Annotated in this window: 15 protein-coding genes; 12 read left to right on the top strand and 3 right to left on the bottom strand. The window is 63.7% G+C overall.

Annotated elements, in window-relative coordinates:
- Window positions 1-104 precede the first annotated feature (104 nt).
- The 3 genes from P6U23_RS29465 to P6U23_RS29455 all read left to right on the top strand — a co-directional run bounded on the left by P6U23_RS29465 (window position 105) and on the right by P6U23_RS29455 (window position 3857).
- A complete protein-coding gene (locus P6U23_RS29465) occupies window positions 105-884 on the top strand; it encodes an HpcH/HpaI aldolase family protein (protein WP_407175897.1) in 780 nt (259 codons plus the stop codon).
- Window positions 885-1067: 183 nt separating this feature from the next.
- Window positions 1068-2591 carry a UxaA family hydrolase gene (locus tag P6U23_RS29460; protein WP_407175896.1) on the top strand — a complete coding sequence of 508 codons (1524 nt, stop codon included), beginning with the start codon at window positions 1068-1070 and terminating at the stop codon, window positions 2589-2591.
- Window positions 2592-3074: 483 nt separating this feature from the next.
- Window positions 3075-3857, top strand: a complete 783-nt coding sequence (locus tag P6U23_RS29455; RefSeq protein ID WP_407175895.1) for a CBS domain-containing protein — start codon at window positions 3075-3077, stop codon at window positions 3855-3857.
- Here P6U23_RS29455 and P6U23_RS29450 read toward each other — a convergent pair.
- Window positions 3820-4260 carry a hypothetical protein gene (locus P6U23_RS29450; RefSeq protein ID WP_407175894.1) on the bottom strand — a complete coding sequence of 147 codons (441 nt, stop codon included), beginning with the start codon at window positions 4258-4260 and terminating at the stop codon, window positions 3820-3822. The genes P6U23_RS29455 and P6U23_RS29450 overlap by 38 nt on opposite strands.
- 489 nt (window positions 4261-4749) lie before the next feature.
- Between P6U23_RS29450 and P6U23_RS29445 the strand changes: the two genes are divergently transcribed.
- The 4 genes from P6U23_RS29445 to P6U23_RS29430 all read left to right on the top strand — a co-directional run bounded on the left by P6U23_RS29445 (window position 4750) and on the right by P6U23_RS29430 (window position 12016).
- Window positions 4750-8025: a DUF2126 domain-containing protein gene (locus tag P6U23_RS29445; protein WP_407175893.1), complete on the top strand. Its 3276-nt coding sequence runs from the start codon at window positions 4750-4752 to the stop codon at window positions 8023-8025.
- 28 nt (window positions 8026-8053) lie between these two features.
- Entirely contained in the window at window positions 8054-10600 is a 2547-nt protein-coding gene (locus P6U23_RS29440) for a circularly permuted type 2 ATP-grasp protein (RefSeq protein ID WP_407175892.1), read from the top strand.
- Window positions 10597-11475: a transglutaminase N-terminal domain-containing protein gene (locus P6U23_RS29435; RefSeq protein WP_407175891.1), complete on the top strand. Its 879-nt coding sequence runs from the start codon at window positions 10597-10599 to the stop codon at window positions 11473-11475. Before P6U23_RS29440 ends, P6U23_RS29435 begins: the two co-directional genes overlap by 4 nt.
- Window positions 11476-11629: 154 nt before the next feature.
- Window positions 11630-12016 (top strand): hypothetical protein, encoded by a 387-nt coding sequence (locus tag P6U23_RS29430; RefSeq protein ID WP_407175890.1) that lies wholly within the window; start codon window positions 11630-11632, stop codon window positions 12014-12016.
- A gap of 78 nt (window positions 12017-12094) precedes the next feature.
- On the opposite strand, the gene P6U23_RS29425 is transcribed toward P6U23_RS29430, so the two are convergent.
- Window positions 12095-13801 carry a methyl-accepting chemotaxis protein gene (locus P6U23_RS29425; RefSeq protein ID WP_407175889.1) on the bottom strand — a complete coding sequence of 569 codons (1707 nt, stop codon included), beginning with the start codon at window positions 13799-13801 and terminating at the stop codon, window positions 12095-12097.
- Window positions 13802-14084: 283 nt separating this feature from the next.
- Here P6U23_RS29425 and P6U23_RS29420 point away from each other — a divergent pair, with 283 nt between their 5' ends.
- The 4 genes from P6U23_RS29420 to P6U23_RS29405 all read left to right on the top strand — a co-directional run bounded on the left by P6U23_RS29420 (window position 14085) and on the right by P6U23_RS29405 (window position 20607).
- Window positions 14085-15485 (top strand): ethanolamine ammonia-lyase subunit EutB, encoded by a 1401-nt coding sequence (locus P6U23_RS29420; protein WP_407175888.1) that lies wholly within the window; start codon window positions 14085-14087, stop codon window positions 15483-15485.
- 141 nt (window positions 15486-15626) lie between these two features.
- Window positions 15627-17210 carry a B12-binding domain-containing radical SAM protein gene (locus tag P6U23_RS29415; protein WP_407175887.1) on the top strand — a complete coding sequence of 528 codons (1584 nt, stop codon included), beginning with the start codon at window positions 15627-15629 and terminating at the stop codon, window positions 17208-17210.
- A gap of 4 nt (window positions 17211-17214) precedes the next feature.
- Window positions 17215-17994, top strand: a complete 780-nt coding sequence (gene eutC / locus P6U23_RS29410) for an ethanolamine ammonia-lyase subunit EutC (RefSeq protein ID WP_407175886.1) — start codon at window positions 17215-17217, stop codon at window positions 17992-17994.
- 246 nt (window positions 17995-18240) lie between these two features.
- Entirely contained in the window at window positions 18241-20607 is a 2367-nt protein-coding gene (locus tag P6U23_RS29405) for an efflux RND transporter permease subunit (protein ID WP_407175885.1), read from the top strand.
- Window positions 20608-20818: 211 nt separating this feature from the next.
- On the opposite strand, the gene P6U23_RS29400 is transcribed toward P6U23_RS29405, so the two are convergent.
- The gene (locus P6U23_RS29400; protein WP_024508765.1) at window positions 20819-21322 is read right to left on the bottom strand and encodes a hypothetical protein; all 504 of its coding nucleotides are present in this window, start codon (window positions 21320-21322) and stop codon (window positions 20819-20821) included.
- 452 nt (window positions 21323-21774) lie between these two features.
- Between P6U23_RS29400 and P6U23_RS29395 the strand changes: the two genes are divergently transcribed.
- A complete protein-coding gene (locus P6U23_RS29395) occupies window positions 21775-22008 on the top strand; it encodes a cysteine rich repeat-containing protein (RefSeq protein WP_407181626.1) in 234 nt (77 codons plus the stop codon).
- Window position 22009 lies beyond the last annotated feature (1 nt).

The following is a 22009-nucleotide window of genomic DNA, read 5'->3' as shown; positions in this document are numbered from 1 at the left end:
TCCCCCCTGGGGAGAGGTGAACGACCGCGGCAGCCAACTGAACTTGGTCTCACTATGATTTAAGCCTGCTATTGTTGAGAAACGGCAAAGAGGAAACGCAATCCATGGCAAACAATAAAGTCAAGCAGATCTGGGCTTCGGGCAAAGCGGTGGTGAACGCCTGGCTTGCGATTCCCTCCGGCTTCACCGCCGAAGTGATCGCGCAATGCGGCTTCGACAGCGTCACCGTCGACATGCAGCACGGTGTGCAGGACTATATCTCGATGGTGGAGTGCTTCCAGGCGATGGGCGGCCATCCCATCACGCCGATGGTCCGCGTGCCCTGGAACGAGCCCGGCATCATCGGCAAGGTGCTGGACGGCGGCGCCTATGGCGTGATCTGCCCGATGGTCAACACGCCGCAGGAGGCCAGGAATCTCGTCTCCTACGCCAAGTATCCTCCCGTTGGCGTCCGCTCCAACGGGCCGATCCGCGCCGGCATGTACGGCACCGCGGGCACCTATCAGAAGACCGCCAACGACGAGATCGTGCTGCTGCCGATGATGGAGACCAAGACCGCGGTCGAAAACATGGAAGCGATCCTCGATGTCGAAGGCATCGATGGCGTCTATATCGGCCCCTCCGATCTTGGTTTCTCCTACGGCCTCGAGCCGAAACTCGATCGCGACGAGCCGGAGATCCTGAAGATCTACGAGAAGATCGTGAAGGAGTGCGGCAAGCGCAACCTCAACCCCGGCATCCATTGCAGCGGCGCCGAGGGCGCGGTGCGTGCCATCAACATGGGCTTCAAGCTGGTGACCTTGTCGAACGAAGTCGGGCTGATGGCGACCTATGCGAAGATGCAGGTCAACCAGACCCGCAAGGATTCGGCCGGGAAGGCGTGACCTTCTCCCTCTCCCCGCTCTTCGCGGGGAGAGGGTCGGGGTGAGGGGCCTCTATCCGCGAAAGCGGTGCCTGCAATTGAGCGCCTGCCTTGCCCCTCACCCGAATTGCATCTGCGATGCAATCCGACCTCTCCCCGTGAAGGACGGGGAGAGGTGACGAGCTAAGTAAAGGGAGACCCCATCATGACCCCGGCACCCGTCATTCGCCTGCACCCGGACGACAGCGTCCTGATCGCGCGCGCGAGCCTGCCGCCGGGGATGGCTGTCGCCGATGGCGTCACCACGGCCGACCGGATTCCTGCCGGCCATAAGGTCGCGATCAAGCCGATCGCGACCGGCGAGCCGATCCGCCGCTACGGCCAGATCATCGGCTTTGCAACGCAGCCGATCGCGCCGGGCCAGCACGTGCACACGCAAAATTGCGGCATGGGCGATTTCGCCAAGGATTACGCTTTCGGCGTCGATGTGAAGCCGACGCCGAACTTCGACTTGCCGGCTACTTTCGACGGCATCCGCCGGCCCGATGGCCGCGTCGCCACCCGCAACTATATCGGCATCCTCACCTCTGTGAATTGCAGCGCCCATGTCGCGGGGCTGGTCGCCGACGTCTTCAAGAAAAATCCCTTCACCGGCGACAATCCGCTGGCCGACTTTCCCAATGTCGACGGCGTGGTCGCGCTGACCCACAAGACCGGCTGCGGCATGACGCAGGACGAGCCGCTCGCGCTGCTCCGCCGCACGCTCGGCGGCTATGCGCGGCACGTGAATTTTGCCGCGGTGGTCGTGCTGGGCTTGGGATGCGAGGTCAACCAGATCGGCGGGCTGATGCAGGAGCAGAAGCTCGCCGGCCGCCTGCGCGCGATGGACATCCAGGAGGTCGGCGGCACGCGCAAGACGGTGGAGGCCGGCATCGCCTTCGTGAAGGAAGCGCTCACCGACGCCAACAAGGTCAAGCGCGAGCCCGTCCCGGCGAGCGAGCTCACGGTGGCGCTGCAATGCGGCGGCTCGGACGGCTATTCCGGTGTTTCCGCCAATCCGGCGCTGGGGGCGGCGAGCGATCTCATCGTGCGTCACGGCGGCACCGTGATCCTCTCGGAGACGCCCGAGACCTACGGCGCCGAGCATCTCCTGACGCGCCGCGCGGTAAGCCGCGAGGTCGGCGAAAAGCTGGTCTCGTTGATGCGCTGGTGGGAGGAATATACCGCGCGTGAGGGCGCGGAGATGAACGCCAATCCGAGCCCCGGCAACAAGGCCGGCGGCCTCACCACCATTCTGGAGAAGTCGCTGGGCGCGATGGCCAAGGCCGGCAGCACCAACCTCGTCGACGTGCTGCATTATGCCGAGCCCGTCACCAAGCGTGGCTTCGTCTTCATGGACACGCCGGGCTACGATCCGGTCGCGGCCACGGGCCAAGTGGCGGGCGGCGCCAATCTCGTCTGCTTCACCACCGGCCGCGGCAGCGTGTTCGGCTGCAAGCCTGCGCCCTCGATCAAGCTCGCCACCAACACGCCCATGTACAAGCGCATGGAAGACGACATGGATGTCAATTGCGGCACCATCCTCGACGGCGAGGAAACCGTGCAGCAATGCGGCGAGCGTATCTTCGATTTGATCTTGAAGACCGCGTCCGGCAAGCCGACCAAGAGCGAAAGCTTCGATTTCGGCGGCGCCGAATTCGCACCCTGGACGCTAGGGGCGACGATGTAGAGTCGGCGTAGCTGTCGCCGATTTCGCCGTCGTCCTGGCGAAGGTCAGGCCCACACCGCGGAATCTATCCGTGACGGCATCGATCGCTAACCTGCCTCGCCCCGCAAGCGGCAGGGCCATCGCATATGCGGATCGCGCTGCAGGTTCGGTGCGCCCGATCTGGTCGGTTGGCCCACAAACCCGTCATGCCCGGCCTTGTGCCGGGCATCCACGTCTTGCTTTCCGCGTGAAGAGAGACGTGAATGGCCGGGCCTTCGCCTTGCCGTAGGGGCTTCGGCCCCGCAGGCGGGCCAAGCCCGGCCATGACGATGTGGAAACATCAGCGCAAAAATCCGGCCGCGCCGTGCGCGATAGCCCTACCGCAACCTGGGCGAGGCGATCGGATTCGCAGCCGGCTTGCGCGCAAGTATCAAGACTTAACTTCGAGCGCGCATGCTGCTGTTGCGGAACCAAGACCCGCGGCGGCCGGAACCGACGACAAATGTGGTGGCGGCGACCGCAGATATCTCGGACCCGCCGCCTCGTGACGAAGTTGAACTGCTGCGAGCCATTTGCAAACAGGAGGCTCGAATGCAGGCGCGCGACGTGATGGTTTCTCCCGTCATAACCGTGAGGGAGAACGAGACTGTTCGTGAGGTGGCCCGGCTTCTGATCGAAAATCGGATCAGCGCAGTTCCGATCCTTGACGATGCCGGAAAGCTCGTCGGAATTGTCACCGAAGCTGACCTTATGCGCCGGCCGGAGGCCGGAACTGAGCGTCCGTCTTCCTGGTGGGTGTCGCTCCTCCTGGGCGATCGCGCGCTTGCAGCGGATTACGTGAAGTCGCATGCGGTGAAGGTGAAGGACATCATGACGCGCAACGTCAAGACCGCCTCGCCTGAAACGCCCCTTTACGAAATCGCCGACCTGTTCGAGGAGAACCATATCAACCGCGTTCCGATTCTGGACGAGGGCGGCGACCTCGTCGGTATCGTCAGCCGCGCCAACATCATTCAGGCAGTCGCAAGCGCCCGGCCCAAGCTCGAAACCACGCTGCCGGACACTCAGATCCGCGAGAAACTGCTCGACGAGTTGAAAAGGCAGCCGTGGTCCCGCCTTCACAAGCTGAATGTGACCGTCACGAACGGCACCGTCGATCTCTGGGGCTTTGTCCAATCCGAGACGGAGCGCCAAGCCATTACGATCGCGGCAGAAACGATTCCCGGCGTGACCGCCGTCAGCGACCATCTCACGCGCGATCCGGAGTTGACTGCGCCTCGGCACTAGCGCATCGCCGATCAAGTTTCAGAGCCTGACAAGCGCCTTCAACCAGGCCCGGCAATGACGCCGGACGTCGGGCGCGTTGCTGCTCGACCGAAATGCTTTGCAAGACGTCGCGCGCAAAATCGATTTTCGCTTGAACTTTCAAACTGATTTGGGCTGTCCAGTCCTTTCCGCAAAAATTCTTCTGTTTCGTATTTTCAGAAATCGTGCTTAAGTGCGTCCGTTCCGCACCGGCAAGGGGCGTATCGCGATCGTCACGAACGTGGAGCGGAATGCGGTGGACGTGAGTGGCCGATGGACGAGCGGCGCACTTGCGTACGGCGAAGTCGTGTGGTCCTGGCGCGCCCATGCAGGCGCCAAGTTGGCGACGATGCTCAACGCTCGCGCCGGCGACGGTGGCAATCAAGCTGGTTCACCGGGGAGAGCCCGAAGTAAGCCGTAAACCACCGCGCAGGGAAGGCCGGAGTGTCTCCGTCTGTACCTGTGGTTGCTCCCGTGTGCGCTTTTCGCGCATTTTTTGCACACGGGGCCGCGGGTGCGGCGGGCACCCGGCCTTCCCTGCGCCCTCTCATCTCGAAGGGCGATGTCACTGGCAAAGCTCGGGCGGGGTCGCGCCGCGAGAACGCGAAGATGTGTGCGGCGCCGTCATTCCGGGGCGATGCCACCCGGTCCGCGCAAAGCGCGGCCGGACGACAGGCTCCGCATCGAACTATGGTGCGCAATTGCGCACCTGAGAATCTCGAGCTTCCGGGTTCGGCTCTTCGAGGCGCCCCGGAATGACGGTGGACCGCTGACGTGCGACGCACGCCTCCTAGGCACCCGCTGCCCGTTGTTAATGCTTGAACCTTCGCCACGGCAATGTTCTGCTCAAAAAAGCTGCTGGAGCGCGTCACCTGTGTCGATCTTCGTCGCACTGCATCACGTCACGCACTACAAGTACGACCGTCCGATCGATCTCGGCCCCCAAATCGTGCGCCTGCGGCCGGCGCCGCACACACGTACGCCGATCCTGTCCTATTCGCTCAAGGTCACGCCGCTGAACCATTTCGTGAACTGGCAGCAGGACCCGCAGGGCAATTGGCTTGCACGCTATGTCTTCCCCGAGAAGGCGACGGAGCTGAAAGTCGAGGTCGACTTCACGGCGCAGATGACCGTGGTCAATCCGTTCGATTTCTTCGTCGAGCCTTATGCCAACAGCTTCCCGTTCGACTACAGCAAGGATCTGAAGACCGAGCTTGCGCCTTATCTCGAGACGATCGAGCCCGGGCCGTTGTTCAAGGACTATCTCGCCTCGATCCCGCGCGAGGCGGACTCGACCGTCAGCTTTCTGGTCGATCTCAATGCGGCCTTGCAGAGAAAGATTCGCTACATCATCAGGATGGAGCCGGGCGTTCAGACGCCGGAGGAGACGCTTGGCCGAGGCGCCGGCTCATGCCGCGACTCCGCCTGGCTCTTGATCCAGACGTTGCGGCATCTCGGGCTCGCTGCCCGCTTCGTCTCGGGTTATCTCATTCAATTGCGCCCGGATATCGATCCAGTTGAAGGGCCACTTGAACTCGAGAAGGATTTCACCGACCTGCACGCCTGGGCCGAAGTCTATCTGCCCGGCGCGGGCTGGATCGGTTTTGACGCCACCTCGGGCATGCTGGCCGGCGAAGGGCATATCCCGGTTGCTGCCACGCCGCATTATCGCTCCGCGGCGCCGATCGCCGGCAGTGCGGGCTTTGCCAATGTCGACTTCGCGTTTGAGATGAGCGTGAGGCGCATCCGTGAAGCGCCTCGAATCACGAAGCCTTTTTCGGATGAGGCTTGGGCCGCGCTCGACAGATTGGGCGAGCAGGTCGATGCCGATCTGAAGGCGCAGGACATGCGGCTCACCATGGGCGGCGAGCCGACCTTCGTCTCGATCGACGATATGGAATCGCCGGAGTGGAATGTCGCCGCCGTCGGTCCGACCAAGCGCGGCCTCGCAGATGACCTGATCCGCCGCTTACGCGCGCGCTTCGCACCGGGCGGGCTGCTGCATTACGGGCAGGGCAAATGGTATCCGGGCGAGAGCCTGCCGCGCTGGGCCTTTGGCCTCTATTGGCGCAAGGACGGCGTGCCGATCTGGAAGAACGCCGACCTGATCGCGAACATCGACCGGCCGCGCAAGGCCGGTATCGACGAGGCCGAGCGGTTCGCGCAAGGTACCGCGCGAAAGCTGGGGCTTGAGCCCGATTACGTCATTCCGGCCTTCGAGGATCCGAACCATTGGCTGCAGCGCGAAGCCACGCTGCCCGTCAATGTCGACCCGACCGATTCAAAGCTCGCCGATCCCGAGGAGCGCGCGCGAATGGCGCGCGTCTTCGAGCAGGGGCTGAACGTCCCCAAGGGCTTCGTGCTGCCGATCCAGCGCTGGAACGCCCAAGCCCCGCGCTGGCGCAGCGAACGCTGGCAGCTCCGGCGCGGCAATCTGTTCCTGGTGCCCGGCGACTCCCCGCTCGGGTTGCGATTGCCGATTTCATCGCTGCCGCACATTCCGCCCAAGGATTACCCTTACATCGTCGAGCAGGACCCGCTTGAGCCGCGCGAGCCGCTGCCGGTGTTCGGCTTCGCAAGCCAGGCGCCCAGCGCGCCGCAACAACCTGTGCTGCAGCAGCGCGCGGGTGAGGGCGGCGTGCGCACGGCGATGTCGATCGAGATCCGCGATGGCGTGCTCTGCGCCTTCATGCCGCCCGTGGAAAAACTCGAGGATTACCTGGAGTTGCTCGCGGCCGTTGAAGCGACCGCCGAAGACATGCAGATGCAGGTTCATGTCGAGGGCTATGCACCGCCATTTGATCCGCGCATCGAAGTGATCAAGGTGACGCCCGATCCCGGCGTCATCGAGGTCAATGTGCAGCCGGCGGCAAGCTGGCGCGAGGCGGTCGACATCACCTTCGGCCTGTATGAGGACGCCGCCAAGTGCCGGCTCGGCGCCAATCGTTTCCTGATCGACGGCCGTCATACCGGCACCGGAGGCGGCAACCACGTCGTGGTGGGCGGCTCCACGCCGCAGGACTCGCCCTTCCTGCGCCGGCCGGATCTCCTGAAGAGCCTGGTGCTGTATTGGCAGCGCCATCCTTCGCTGTCCTATTTCTTCTCCGGCCTCTTCATCGGCCCGACCAGCCAGGCGCCGCGCATCGACGAGGCGCGGCATGACAGCCTCTATGAGCTCGAGATCGCGATCGCGAATGTGCCGCCGCCGGGGGCCGAGATTCCGCTGTGGCTGGTCGATCGGCTGTTCCGGCATATCCTGGTCGACATCACCGGCAACACCCACCGCGCCGAAATCTGCATCGACAAGCTCTATTCGCCTGACAGCGCGACTGGCCGGCTCGGCCTGGTCGAATTTCGCGCGCTTGAGATGCCGCCGGATCCGCGCATGTCGCTGGCGCAGCAGCTTCTGATCCGGGCGCTGCTCGCAAAGCTCTGGCGCGAGCCGCAGGATGGCAAATTCGTGCGCTGGGGAACGGGCCTGCATGATCGCTTCATGCTGCCGCATTTCCTCTGGGAAGACTTCCTGGACGTGCTCGAGGATCTCAAACGCTCCGGCTACCCATTCTCGCCGGAATGGTACCTCGCGCAGCTCGAATTCCGCTTTCCCGCGTTCGGCCGGGTCCATCATGGCGGTGTTTCGCTGGAGCTGCGGCAGGCGCTCGAACCCTGGCACGTGCTGGGCGAGGAGGGGTCTTCGGGCGGCACCGTGCGCTATGTCGATTCATCGATCGAGCGGCTGCAGGTCAAGGCCGAGGGTTTTGTCGAGGGGCGCCATATCATCACCTGCAATGGCCGGCGCTTGCCGATGACCGCGACCGGGCGCGCTGGCGAAGCGGTCGCCGGCGTGCGCTTCAAGGCCTGGCAGCCGGCCTCCGGCCTGCATCCGACAATGCCTGTCCATGCGCCGCTGACCTTTGACCTCATCGATAGCTGGAACGGCCGCTCTCTCGGTGGCTGCGTCTATCATGTGACCCATCCCGGCGGTCGCAATTATGAAACAAAGCCGGTCAATTCCTACGAGGCCGAGGCACGCCGGCTCGCCCGCTTCCAGGATCACGGCCACACCCCGGGCAGGATCGATCCGCCGCGCGAGGAGCGCTCGATCGAATTTCCGCTCACTCTCGACTTGAGAACCCCGCCGCCGCATTGAAAGATAGGTTTTTGGCAGGAGAGTCGGGATGGCGGCCACCAGCGATGAGGCGGGCCAAGGTGCGGGGCAGGCGGCCGGCCAGGCGCAGGCGGCGGGGCGGCCGCGACCCAGCCAGCGGCGCGTGGCGCAGTGGATGCGCGACTATGCGCGGCTTCCCGGAATCCCCGACGAATATATCGGCAGCGACGGGCCGCGCGCGGTCTGGACCCGTTTTTTCGATGCGTTTGCTACCCTGTCGCCCGCCGAGATCGAGCGCCGCTTCGGCGCGGCCGACCGGCACTTGCGCGAAGCGGGCGTCACCTACCGGGCGCCCGGCGAGGCCGCCGAGCGGCTGTGGCCGCTCAGTCACCTGCCGCTTCTGATCGATGAGGCCGATTGGCTGCAACTCTCCGCCGGCATCGTGCAGCGCGCCGAGCTGATCGAGCTCGTGCTGCGCGACCTCTATGGCGAGGGCCGCCTCGTCGCCGATGGCGCGATCCCCGCAGCAGCGGTCGCCGGCAGCGCCGAATATTTGCGACCTGTCTGCGGCGTCAAGCCGCCGGGCGGGCGCTACTTGAGCCTCTACGCCGCCGATGTTGGGCGCGGCCCCGATGGCCGCTGGTGGGTGCTCTCCGACCGCACACAGGCTCCGTCGGGGGCTGGCTACGCGCTGGAGAACCGGCTGGTGCTGTCGCGCGCCTTTGCCTCGCTCTACAAATCGATGAATGTCGAGCGGCTTGCGCCATTCTTCGAGGCCTTCCGCGACTCACTTCGCGCCAGCGCCGATCGCGACGAGCCGCGTATCGGCGTGCTTACGCCGGGCAGCTTCAGCGAGACCTATTTCGAGCACGCGACGCTGGCGCGCTATCTCGGATTTCTCCTGGTCGAGGGCGACGACCTCGCCGTCTCCGGCGACCGCGTCCATATCCGCACCGTTGCCGGCCTGAAGCGGCTCGACGTGCTGCTGCGGCGGGTCGATTCCAACTCGCTCGATCCGCTCGAGCTCGATGCCTCCTCGCATCTCGGCGTGCCCGGCTTGATCGATGTCCTGCGCAAGAGCGGCGTCGTGGTCGCCAACATGCCGGGATCGGGCGTGTTGGAGGCGCGCGCATTATTGGGTTTTCTGCCAAGCCTTTGCCGGCGCCTGTTGGGCGAGGATTTGAAGATGCCGCACATCGCGACCTGGTGGTGCGGCCAGAAGGCGGCGCGCGAGGAGGTGCTCTCACGACTCGACGATTTTGCGATCGAAGGCGCCTATAGCCGGGCCGTCCCTGGCTTTGCCAACTATGGCCCGGTGCTGGCGAGCGAACTGTCGCCGAGCGAGCGCGAGCGGCTAAAAGCCGCCATCCGCGACCGTGGCATCGATTACGCCGGCCAGGAGCTGGTGCGGCTGTCGACGATGCCGGTATGGGACCACGGCCGGCTCGCCCCGCGCCCCTTCGTGCTCAGGGTGTTTGCGGCCGCGACGCCAGACGGCTGGGTGATGATGCCCGGCGGCTTTTGCCGGATCGCCGAGCAGCTCGATGCGCGCGCCGTCTCCATGGGCGACGGCGCCCGCGCCGCCGATGTCTGGGTGGTCTCCGAGAAGGAGGTGTCGACCCGCACGCTCTTGCCCGCCTCCGACACCGTGCGTATCCGGCGCATTGCCGGCGTGCTGCCGAGCCGCGCCGCCGATAATCTGTTCTGGCTTGGCCGCTATCTCGAACGCGCCGAGGCGACCTTGCGCCTCGTGCGCGCGCTCGGCACGCACCAGCGCGATGCCGGCGAGGGCGCGCCCGGCGCGCTGCAGGTGGCCGAACGCATCCAGCGGCTGCTCGTTGCCTGGGGCGCGGCCTCGCAGAGCGCGCGGATGCAAGCAGCGAAGGTCGCGGCCGAAGCGCTGCAGTCGGAGGAGCGGTTCGGCTCGGGTCTCAATTTGGTGCGCGCGGCGCAGCGCACCGCGACGTCCTTGCGCGAACGCCTGTCACCGGATGCCTGGCAGGTCATCACCGAAATGGCTGAACGGCTCGCCAACGAGATCGAGGATGATGACGGCGTGATCAGCGCCGCTGAACTCACGCTGCAGGAGCTCGCGAGCTTCGCCGGCCTCGCCCAGGAGAACATGAATCGCGCCGCCGGCTGGCGCTTCCTTGAAATGGGTCGGCGTGCCGAGCGCGCTATCAACACCACCCGCTTCGCGCGCCAATTCGCCTATGACGAGGCGAGCGATCAAGATCTCGATACGCTGCTCACCCTGGTCGATTGCCAGATCACCTACCGCTCGCGCTATTTGCTCGCGCCGGTGTTGGCGCCGGTGCGCGATCTTGCCGTGCTCGATCCTTATAATCCGCGTTCGGTCGCATTCCAGGTGCAGGCCCTGAACGAGCATATCGCGAGTCTGCCGGCGCTGAAGGAGACCGGCCTGATCGAGCGGCCGCAACGCCTTGCGGTCGCGCTGCAATCCACGCTCACGACCGCGGAAGCGGCTTCGCTTGACACCAAGACGCTGTTCGCGCTCGAGCAGGACCTGCTCAATCTCGCCGATGCCATCGGCTCGCATTATTTCCCGCATGGGCCCAATGCCAGCCGGCCCGAGAAGCTGACGGGCCTTGCGTGATCTACGACATCCGTCACGTCACCACCTACGCTTATGAGGGCGCGGTCAGCTTCGCCCGCTGCACGCTGCGGTTGGAGCCGCTGAGCGGGCACGGGCAGCGATTGATGTCGCACCACGTCGAGATTCGGCCGCGTCCGATCGAGCGCACGATGCGGCGCGACTTCTTCGGCACGCTCACCGAGAGTGTGGTGATCGAAGCCCCGCATCGCCATTTGCGCATCGACTCGCGCTCGCGTGTAGAGGTCGCGCGCAAGGCGCCCGGCCGCGCCGTGCAGAGCCCCGCTTGGGAGCGCATTCGCGATATCGCGTTCGGGGCCAACAGTCTCGGTCCCGCATCGCCCATCGGCTATGTCTTCGCAAGCCCGCTGGTACCGGTGCTTGCGCCGATCACGGCTTACGCCGCCGCGAGCTTTCCGCGGGGCGGCGGGATTCTCGCTGGCGCCGCGGATTTCATGCATCGCATTCGCACCCAGTTCAGATACGATGCGAAGGCCACCGTGATCTCCACGCCGCTCAACGAAGTGTTCGAGAACCGCCACGGCGTCTGCCAGGATTTTGCTCATGTGATGATCGCAGGGCTCCGCGGCCTCGGCCTGCCGGCGGCCTATGTCAGCGGTTACCTGCGCACCATTCCGCCGCCAGGCCAGCCACGCCTGGAGGGTGCGGATGCGACGCATGCTTGGGTCTCGCTGTGGTGCGGCGAGGCGCTCGGCTGGATCGGCTTCGACCCGACCAACGATCTGCTGGTCGAGAACGATCACATCATGATTGCGATCGGGCGCGATTTTTCCGACGTGTCGCCGGTGGACGGCATCATCGTCGGCTCGCCCAAGCAGAAGCTGAATGTCGCCGTCGATGTGTTGCTCGTGGAGTGAACATGTTCCGTGCTGAAATCATAAATGATAGGAGTTCCAGATCACGGAGCGGTGTTGGAACTGCGGGAGACAACGGGAACAAAGACCTGCTGTCGGGGATTGTTCGTCGCCGAAGCCCGCCTTGTCGGGCTCATCTTGTGATGCAAGCGATGGAGTGATCCTGATGAGACGATTATCGCTGGCCCTTGGCCTCTTGGCCGCATGCGCCGCCACCGGCGCCTCGGCCGCAACGGTCAACCTGACCGGCACTTATCGGTGCATTCAGAATTGCCGGGACGGCATGTTCGGTGCGCCCGCCTTCGTCACGCAGAATGGCGAGGCGGTAACGCTGACGACGGAAGCGGGCGACTCGTTCAAGGCCTGGCCCGACTGGAACGCACCCTATAGCCGGATCTGGATCGATGCGCGTGACGAGGGCGCCGTCTATTCGCCTGACGGCATGCGGATCCAGTTCGACGATGGCCGCGTCTGGCAGCGTGATGTCGGCCCGCCGCCTCCGCCGGTTGTGTGGCGTAGGTCGCGTGCGGAGTGGCGGTACTGACAAACCAAACCGCGACCGCAGGGTGGGCACAGGCGCGTTTGCGCCGCGCCCACCCGACGCATTGTGAGGGTTCACTGATTAGGCCACCTTCTGGCCCCCCGCCGGGCCTGCGCGCAAATTGCGGAAGAACTTTTCAACCTCGTTCGACAGCGTCTCCGCGGTCGAGGCAAGGCCGCCAGAGGCTGACAGAACCGAGGCCGCCGCGGCCGAGGTTTCGCCGATCGCGTCACGCAGCGAGCCGATGTTGGCGACCAGCGTGTGGTTGCCTTGCGCCGCCGATTGCGCGTTGACGGATATTTCGCGCGTGGCAGCATCCTGCTGCCCAACGGCGCCGGCGATCGTCGATGTGATGTCGTTGATCTCGCGGACGGCATGACCGATCTCGCGCACGGCGTCGACCGCGTTCTTGGTCGAGTTCTGGATCAGAGCGACATTCTGGCCGATCTCTTCGGTGGCCTTGGCGGTCTGTCCTGCCAGCGCCTTGACCTCGTGGGCGACCACCGCAAAGCCGCGGCCGGCATCGCCGGCGCGAGCCGCCTCGATGGTGGCGTTGAGCGCGAGGAGGTTGGTCTGCTCGGCGATCGCCTGGATCAGCGTCAGCACGCCATCGATCCGCTGCGTGGCCGCGGCCAAACTCTCGATTTCGGCGATCGATTTTTCAGTGCGCGCGCCGGTCTGCTCGACGGCGGCCGCCGATTGCCGAACCTGACGGCCGATCTCCTGCACGGAGGCGGAGAGCTCCTCGGTGGCGCTCGCCACCGCGGAGACATTGCCGGAGGCTTGCGCGGTCAGGCCGGCCGCGGCATCCGCGCGCGCATTGGCGTCCGAGGTCACGCGGTTGATGGTCTCCGCCGTTCCGCGCATCGCGGTCGCATTCTCGTCGACGGCACGTACCACCGCGCCGATCGCCTGCCGGAACTCTTCGACTGCGGCTTCGATGTGCCGGCTGCGCTCGTCACGCGCCCTGGAATCCGCCGACACCTGGGCGTTGAGATTGCGGTTGCGCTCCATCGCTTCCTGGAAAATGCGAATGGCCCGGGCCAGCGCACCGATCTCGTCGCTGCGTTCGGTGTGTGGTACCTGGACATGGTCGCCGCCTTCGGCGACACGCTCGATCGTCGCCGTGATCGCCGACAGCGGCCGCGCGATCGAGCGCGCGATGATGACCACGCCGATCACGACGAGTGCCAGTGCAACGCCGCCCAGGCAGGTCAGCACGAAGGAAAGCTCGCGGTTGAGTTCGGTCTCCGCCGAGATCTGCCTGCCACGCTCGGCATAGACCTTTGACAGCGCCTCGAGATCCTTGTTCAGTGCCGAGCGCACCGTGCGGTTGGCATCATTGTCGCCCCATTCACGCCCCGCCGCGGGGCTGATCTCGTTGGCGCGGCGCACCAGCTCCTTGCGGAAATCGACGAATTGCTCGATGCGCCTCTTAAAGGTTGCAAACTGTGCGGCATCGTCAGCCTGGACGATACCTTCCCATTTCTGGACGATGCCGAGAATCTGGTCGTTGAACTTGAGCATGCCGTCACCGAACTTCCGCACAGCCGCCGGATCGGTCGACATGTAGACGCCGCGGGACTCCATGACCACCGCATAGACCAGCGAATTGACGCGCTCGACATTGAGAGCAGCAAGGTTGGCCCGCTCGATGGCAGCGGTGAGTTCGGTATTGCGGCGGCTGTTATAGTCGGACAGCACTGCGATCGCTGCGGTCAGCACGGCGAACAGCGTGAAAATCGAATACAGCCTCGCCGCAAGCGAGAGGCGCGAAAACAGGCTCATGATGGAATTTCGGCTGTTGAAATGTTGGGCCGACGGGCTCCCTCTGAACCTGGCAAGTGCGCCAGCCGATACGTGATTGTGCAGGGTTCCGATGGATAAAATCTTAATGCGCGAGCCCTTGTGCGCTGCAACTTGCACAGGAATTGCTTATCGAAATCATGTTTTTGCAGGGGCTGGTGAGGCGTCAAAGCCGGCCTTTGCAGGAATCCCGTAATAATACAGGACACCTCGGTCGGCGCCGTTTACCTTTGCAACGCACAGGACGCGCAGGGAGCCAGTGACCATGGCCTATCGCCACACCATCGCCGCCACTGCTTACCTGTTCGACGATCTGCGCGATCTCCTCGCCAAGGCGACGCCGCCGCGCTCGGGCGATCGGCTGGCGGGGATCGCGGCCCAAACCGCCGAACAGATGATCGCTGCGCGCATGGCGCTGGCTGACGTTCCGCTGCGGCAATTCCTCAACGAGGCCGTGATCCCTTACGAGGACGACGAGGTCACCCGCCTGATTATCGACACCCATGACGAACAGGCGTTTGCGCCGGTCGCCGCCATGACGGTCGGCGCGTTCCGCGATTTTCTGTTGTCGGATGCGGCGACGACCGATGCATTGCAAAAGCTTTCGCGCGGCATCACGCCGGAAATGGCGGCGGCGGTATCGAAACTGATGCGCAACCAGGACCTGATTCTGGTCGCAAAAAAGTGCCAGGTGACCACGGCCTTTCGCGACACCATCGGCCTGCCGGGCCGCATGAGCGCGCGGTTGCAGCCGAATCACCCCTTCGACGATGCCAGGGGCATCACCGCCTCCATCCTCGACGGCCTCCTGCTCGGGTCGGGCGATGCCTGTATCGGCATCAATCCCGCAAGTGACGATCCCGCCACTATCGGCAGGTTGCTCCACCTCCTCGATGAGGTGATCGCGCGGCTGAATATCCCGACTCAAGGATGCGTGCTGACCCATGTCAGCACGAGCCTTGACCTGATCAATCAGGGTTTTCCGCTCGATCTCGTCTTCCAGTCCATCGCCGGGACCGAAGCCGCCAACCGCAGCTTTGGCGTCGACTTGAAGTTGCTCCGGGAAGCGTATGAGGCGGGCCGCTCGCTGCGGCGCGGTACGGTCGGCGAAAATCTGATGTATTTCGAGACAGGGCAGGGCTCTGCGCTGTCGGCTAATGCCCATCATGGCGTCGACCAGCAGACCTGCGAAGCCCGCGCCTATGCGGTGGGGCGCGCGTTCAATCCGCTCCTGGTCAACAGTGTGGTCGGCTTCATCGGGCCCGAGTACCTCTATGACGGCAAGGAGATTATCCGCGCGGGCCTCGAGGACCATTTCTGCGGCAAGCTGCTGGGCCTGCCGCTCGGTGTCGATGTCTGCTACACTAGCCATGCCGAGGCTGATCAGGACGACATGGACAATCTCTTGACGCTGCTCGCCGCGGCCGGCGTCACCTACATCATGGGGGTACCGGGGGCCGACGACGTCATGCTGAACTATCAGTCCACCTCCTTCCACGATGCACTTTATGTCCGCGACCTCTTCGGCCTGAAGCGTGCGCCGGAATTCGACGACTGGCTACTTCAGGTCGGGCTCGCCGATTCCAGCTTCCGGCTTGTCGGCGATGCAGGGCAGTTACCCGAATTTGCCTCGCGCTTGATCGAACAGGAGAGCCCCGCCATTTGAGCCGGAGCCGGGAAACGAGCGTCTCTAGAGCATCTCGAGGGGGATGAGAGCGGCGGTCACAATCTTGAGCATTTTTAGGCCCAGCTTTGTCGCACGCACTGATGATTTGCCGGACCGGTGCGCAATGGCGGAGGGGAGTCGATGAGAGCTGCAAGCAGTGAGACGGTGCGTCGCATTCTTTGTGTGTTCCCGCGCTATACGTCCGCTTTCGCGACCTGGGAATACGCCTATCCATTGACGGACGGCGTTCGGGCCTTGATGCCCCCGCAGGGCCTGCTGCTGATCGCGGCCTATCTGCCGGAAAACTGGCAGGTGCGCTTCGTCGATGAGAACATCCAGCCGGCAGCGAAGCAAGACTTCGAGTGGGCCGACGCGGTCTTCGTCAGCGGCATGCACATCCAGCGCAAGCAGATGAACGACATTTGCCGTCGCGCGCACGAATATGACCTGCCCGTCGCCATCGGCGGGCCTTCGGTGAGCGCTTGCCCGGAATATTATCCAGCCTTCGACTACCTGCACCTCGGCGAGTTGGGCGACGCGACCAATGCATTGCTCGCGCAGCTCGCGCGCGATGTCTCGCGGCCGCCGCAACAGGTCGTGTTCAAGACGCTCGATCGCCTGCCAATGACCGAATTTCCGGTGCCGGCCTACGAGCTCGCCGAACTGGACAAATATTTCCTGGCCAACATCCAGTACTCGAGCGGCTGTCCCTATCAATGTGAGTTCTGCGACATTCCCGGCCTCTACGGCCGCAATCCGCGCGTCAAGACGCCGCAGCAGATCATCGCCGAGCTCGACAAGCTGCGCGAAGGCGGATCAACCAACACGGTCTATTTCGTGGACGACAATTTCATCGGCAACCGCAAGGCGGCGCTGGAGTTGCTGCCGCATCTGATCGAATGGCAGAAGAAGCACGGCTATCCGACGCGGCTCGCCTGCGAGGCGACGCTCAACATCGCGAAAAGGCCCGAAATTCTGGAGAAGATGCAGGAGGCGTTCTTCATCACCATCTTCTGCGGCATCGAGACGCCCGATCCCGACGCGCTGAAGGCGATGCAGAAGGACCACAATATGATGGTCCCGATCCTGGAGGGCGTGCGCACCATCAACTCCTACGGGATGGAAGTGGTCTCGGGCATCATCATGGGGCTCGACACCGATAAACCCGATACGGCTGATGCGCTGCTGCAATTCATCGACCAGTCCAGAATTCCGATGCTGACCATCAATCTCTTGCAGGCATTACCAAAGACGCCGCTATGGGATCGGCTGGAGCGCGAGGGCCGGCTCATTCACGACGAGGGCCGCGATTCCAATGTCGAGTTCCTGTTGCCCTACGACCACGTGGTCAGCGAATGGAGGCGGTGCATGGAAATCGCCTATGGCCCGGAAAGGCTCTTTGATCGTTACAACTATCAATGCGAATATACCTATGCCAACCGGGTGAAGCCGCCCATCCGCGGGCAGGCGACCTGGGCCAACATCAAGCGCGCGCTCGTCATCCTGCGCAATGTCTTCTGGAAAGTCGGCGTGCTCGGCGATTACCGACGCGTGTTCTGGAAGTTTGCGCTCAAGCGGCTGCGGAAGGGTGATATCGAAGGCCTGCTAGCGGCAACGCTGGTCGGCCATCACCTGGTCAGGTTCGCTCAGGAAGCCACGAGGGGCAATCAGAACGCCTCGAACTATTCGATCAGGCTGCGCGAGGCGGCGGTGCCCGCCGAATGAGTGTATGACCACACCGACCCGCCGATCAGTCTCGCGTTTGCGTGAGCTCACGCCGGCGCGCGTGGCGCTGGGCCGTGCCGGCGCGAGCCTGACGACGAAAGCTCTGCTTGACTTCACCCTGGATCACGCGCGCGCTCGCGACGCCGTGCACGCGGCGTTCGATGTGCGTAGCTTGATGGCGGCGCTTGGCACGCTTGGCCTCGATGTCCGCGCCGTCAACAGCCAAGCGGCGAACCGGCAGGATTATCTCAAGCGTCCCGATCTCGGCCGCCGGCTCGATCAAGCGGGCATCGAGATGCTGCAGGAGCGCAAGGGCGCGACGTGCGATGTCGCGATCGTGGTAGGAGATGGCCTGTCGCCGACAGCCGTGCACAGCCATGCGGTCGAACTGATGCGGCAGCTCTTGCCGCGCCTTGCCGCCGACCATATCGACGTTGGCCGGACTTTGGTCGCCTCCGGAGCAAGGGTCGCGCTCGGGGACGAAATTGGCGCGCTGCTCGGCGCGCGCATGGCCGTGATGTTGATCGGCGAGCGACCCGGGCTGTCGGCACCCGACAGTCTAGGGGCCTATCTCACGTTTGCGCCGCGGCTGGGCCGTTCGGATGCCGAGCGCAACTGCGTTTCCAACATCCATCGCAACGGGCTGACTTACGACGAAGCCGCCTACAAGATCGCCTGGTTGGTTCGCGAGGGGTTGAGGCGGAACGTCACAGGCGTTGCACTAAAGGATGAAAGCGGGGAGGCCGCGCAGGTGCGAATCGCGCCGCCAGCGCCCTCCGCGTGACATATTCGCCACGCGCGGCGCAAAAGCATCAAGGGCGATCGATTTTTCACGCTTTCGCGGGGGGAACTTGCGAGGCGAGCGCCAGACCTGCTAAACCGCCAGCCGTAATTTTTTCGAAACATTATCAAGGCTTAGTGCCGATCCATGAAGGCCGCGCGCAGTGATTTGACGTCCGCCTCCTGGCACAATCGCGCGTGCGAAAGTTAAGCTATAGAGATTTGTTCCCATCCCAGAACCGGTCAGGGCATGCTCGAGAAGAATTACGACAGTCAGGTCCATGTCGAGCAGGTCGAAGAGCGCCCCACGGGGAGCATCGCCTTCGGCCTGGAGCGGATTGGGCTGATTGCGGTCAAGGCCCCGATCCTGTCCTGCATCATTCTGGCCGTCCTCGTCATCGCCGCCGTGTTCGGCATCCAGCGCATCAAAATCGACGATTCGCTCTCCCAGCTATTCCGCTCGGACACCAAGGAATTCCACCAGTACGAGGAGGTGACCAAACGCTTCCCGGCGGAGGAATTCGATGTGCTCGTCGTCGTCGAAGGCAAGGACCTCCTGGCGCGCGACAATCTGGAAAAGCTGCGCGACTTCGTCACCGACCTGCAGCTCGTCGACGGCACGCGCGGGCTGGTATCGCTGTTCTCCGCCCGGCAGGCGCCGGCTCCAGGCAAGCTGCCGGCCGCGCTGTTCCCGAACGAACTGCCGACCGGCGAGGCCTATAGCAAGTTCATCGAGACGGTCAAAAGCAACGAAATCATTCGCGGGAAGCTGCTCTCAGAAGACGGCACGCTGGCGCTGATCGTGCTATCGCTCGAGCCCGACGTCGTCTCCTCGAATAAGCTCGCCACGACCGTCGGCGATATCCGCAAGCTGGTCTCGCAGGACCTCGGCGATACCGGGCTCAACGTCGAGCTCTCCGGTGTGCCGGTCATGCAGCTCGAGATCCGCAACGCGGTGGAGCGCGACGGGCTCACCTATAATATCCTCGGCATCGTTGCCGGTTGCGTCATCGCCATCATCTTCTTCCGCAAGATCTCCTTCATGGTCGTGGCGGCATTTCCGCCGATGATCGCGATCCTGCTGGCGCTCGGCGGGCTCGGCTGGGCCAATTTCAATCTCAACATGTTCCTGAACGTGATGACACCGCTCATCATGGTGATCAGCTTCTCCGACTCGATGCAGCTCACTTTCGCTGCACGCGACCGGCTGATCGCGGGCCAGGACAAGTTTACCGCGTTCAAGAATGCCGTGCTGGTGGTGGGACCTGCCTGCGTGCTGACGCACGCGACCGCCGGCATTTCCTTCATTGCCCTGCAGTTCTCCGACTCCGACCTGATCCGCAAGTTCGGCGAGGCAGGCTTGGCCGCGACCATTATTGCGCTGCTGGCCGTGCTGTCGCTGGTGCCGGTGTTCGGTGTCCTGCTCGTGCGCAACGAGAATGTCTTCGCGGTCAAGTTCCAGCGCGCCGATGCCGGCGTGCAGATGCTGCGCAATTTTTGCTACTGGATCGCGGTACGCATGGTCAGCCGTCCCGGCCTGTTCAGCCTGATCGCGGTGTTGTTCGTAGGCAGCCTTGGGCTGGTCTATGCCAACCTGCAGCCGCGCTACCGGCTTGCCGACCAGGTGCCGGACAAGCGGCAGGCGGTCGCCGCGAGCGAGCGGCTGGACGCCAAGCTCACCGGCGCCAATCCGATCAACGTGCTGATCGAATTCCCCAAGGGCGCGTCGCTCTATTCGCCCGAGACCTTGCAGACGATCGCCGATGTTCACGCCACGGTCGAGCGCGCGGCCGGCGTGGGCAATGTCTGGTCGCTGGAGACGCTGCGCCGCTGGCTCGCCGAAAAGGTCGGCACCACGGATGTCGGAACGTTGAAGGAATATGTCGACCTCATTCCCAAATATCTGGTGCAGCGCTTCATCGATCCGGAGCAGGACGCGGTGGTGGTGGCGGGCAGGGTGCCTGACAAGGATTCCAGCCAGCTTCTGCCTGTGGTCGAGAAGCTCGACCATGAACTGGACGCGGTGCGCAAGAAGCACCCGGGCTATGAGATCGCCGTCACCGGGCTTGCCGCCATAGCCGCGCGCAACTCGGCCAACATGATCGAGAAGCTTAACCGCGGTCTCACGATCGAATTCGCTTTCGTCGCGATCTTCATTGGCCTCGCGTTCCGCTCCTGGGTGGTGATGTTGGCCTGCATCCTGCCGGGCATCTTCCCGGTGGTGATGTCGGGCACGCTGCTCTACTTACTGGGAGAGGGGCTGCAATTTGCCAGCGTCGTCGCGCTGACGGTGTCCTTCGGCCTCGGGCTCAGCGCCACGATTCATTTCCTGAACCGCCTGCGCTTGCAGACCAAGCCCGGCGTCACCTCGGCAGTGGCGGTGGAGCGCGCCACGGTGCTGGTCGGCCCGGCACTGATCCTGACGACGGTGGTGCTGGCCTGCGGCCTTGGCGTTACTATTTTCTCCGACCTGCCGTCGCTGCGGCTGTTCGGCTGGCTCAGCGCGTTTTCGATGGTGGCCGCGCTAGTCGCCGACCTCTTCATCCTGCGGCCGACCGCGATGTGGCTGATCAATCTGCACGAGCGCATCCACGGGCCGGAGAAACGCTCGGTGTGAGACTAACTCACGGAGCTGTCGATACGATACATGGTTGTAGGGTGGGCAAAACGAAGCGTGCCCACCAACAGGCGCCGCGCAGTTTTGTGGTGGGCACGGCGCAAATGCGCCTTTGCCCACCCTACGCGATGAAATGAAAAAGCCCCCGGCTCTCGATCCGCCTTGAGAGAGTGCCGGGGGCGAACTTTGCGTAAAACAGCGTCGAGGGCGTTCAGCTCCTGACCATCGTGATGTTGACGCCCCGGATCTCACCCTTGGAGTTGATCTGCACGGTCTGCTTGTTGCCGGTGGTGCGCAACGTCAGGTTGGCGGCAAATCCGTTGGCCTCGACGAAGACCTGAATCTGGCCGCCGCCGGCGGTGCCCTGCAAGCTGCCATTGATGTTGCGGCTGGCCTCGCTCCAATTGCCGGAAAGCCGGTCGCCGTTGCTGGTGACGTCGCTGGTGAGATCGAACTTGTAGCTGTCGCTGGCGCAGCGCAGGGTCTGCCGCAGACCCAACCCCGTGCCATCGACCTTGTAGTCCGCTTTGCAGCGAATGCGCTCAACGGTGCCGTCAGACAGCGCAACCGTTCCGGTGCCGGACCAGGCGCCGTTGAAGCCGGCGAACGGGCTGCCCGACTGCGCGTGCCCCGCCGAGACGGACATCATCAGTGCGGCGCCGACGCCTGCGGCTTTCATCGCCTGCGCAAACGGACTGGAGCCAAACAGTTTCATATCGCGTTTCCCATCTCTCCAAAATGACGCCTGTCATTCATGGTGCGCGCGTCGCTGCATCGAAGGTTTAGTGTTGTTGCACTGTGTTAGGTTCAAATGACAGGGCCGCGCGCCCGTAAAGCGAATCAGCCGATTTGTGAGCCTCTCGCATAGCGGAATCCTCAACCGATCGGCCCTAGCCTCCCGGCCAGGATTGCATGCTTGCAACAGCCAAGTACGAAAAGCAATCGCGGCAGAATAATGTTCTAGTATCAAAAGCTTATCTGTGCCAATGAACGACATCCCGGAAGCCCACAAAGGGGGAGGCGGTCGCCGCAAATTTGGCCGCATTTGTCCACGCTTGTGCTTCTCGAAGCGACGCGCGGGGGTTCGCGGCGCTTTTAATCCCAAAAACCTTCCCGGCGATGCCTCGCGCGGGGCGGATAAACTCTGCTTCAGAATGAAGGAACATGATGCGTAAATATCTTCTGGCCCTTGCGCTGTTGCCGCTTGTCTTTTCCACCGCTTCCTTCGCTGACAATGGGCGTGGAACGCCGGAGGAGCAGAAGGCTTGCACCCGTGACGTGGAGAAGCACTGCCGCGCCGTCATCGATCAAGGCGACTTCACGATTCTCGCCTGCCTCAAGGAAAACCGTGCCAAAATCAGCCCGGCCTGCGACTTGGTGCTGAAGTCCCACGGGCAATAAT

The organism is Bradyrhizobium sp. STM 3562, from assembly GCF_045571435.1.
Lineage (GTDB): Bacteria > Pseudomonadota > Alphaproteobacteria > Rhizobiales > Xanthobacteraceae > Bradyrhizobium.
This window is presented reverse-complemented; position numbering and strand designations above follow the sequence as displayed.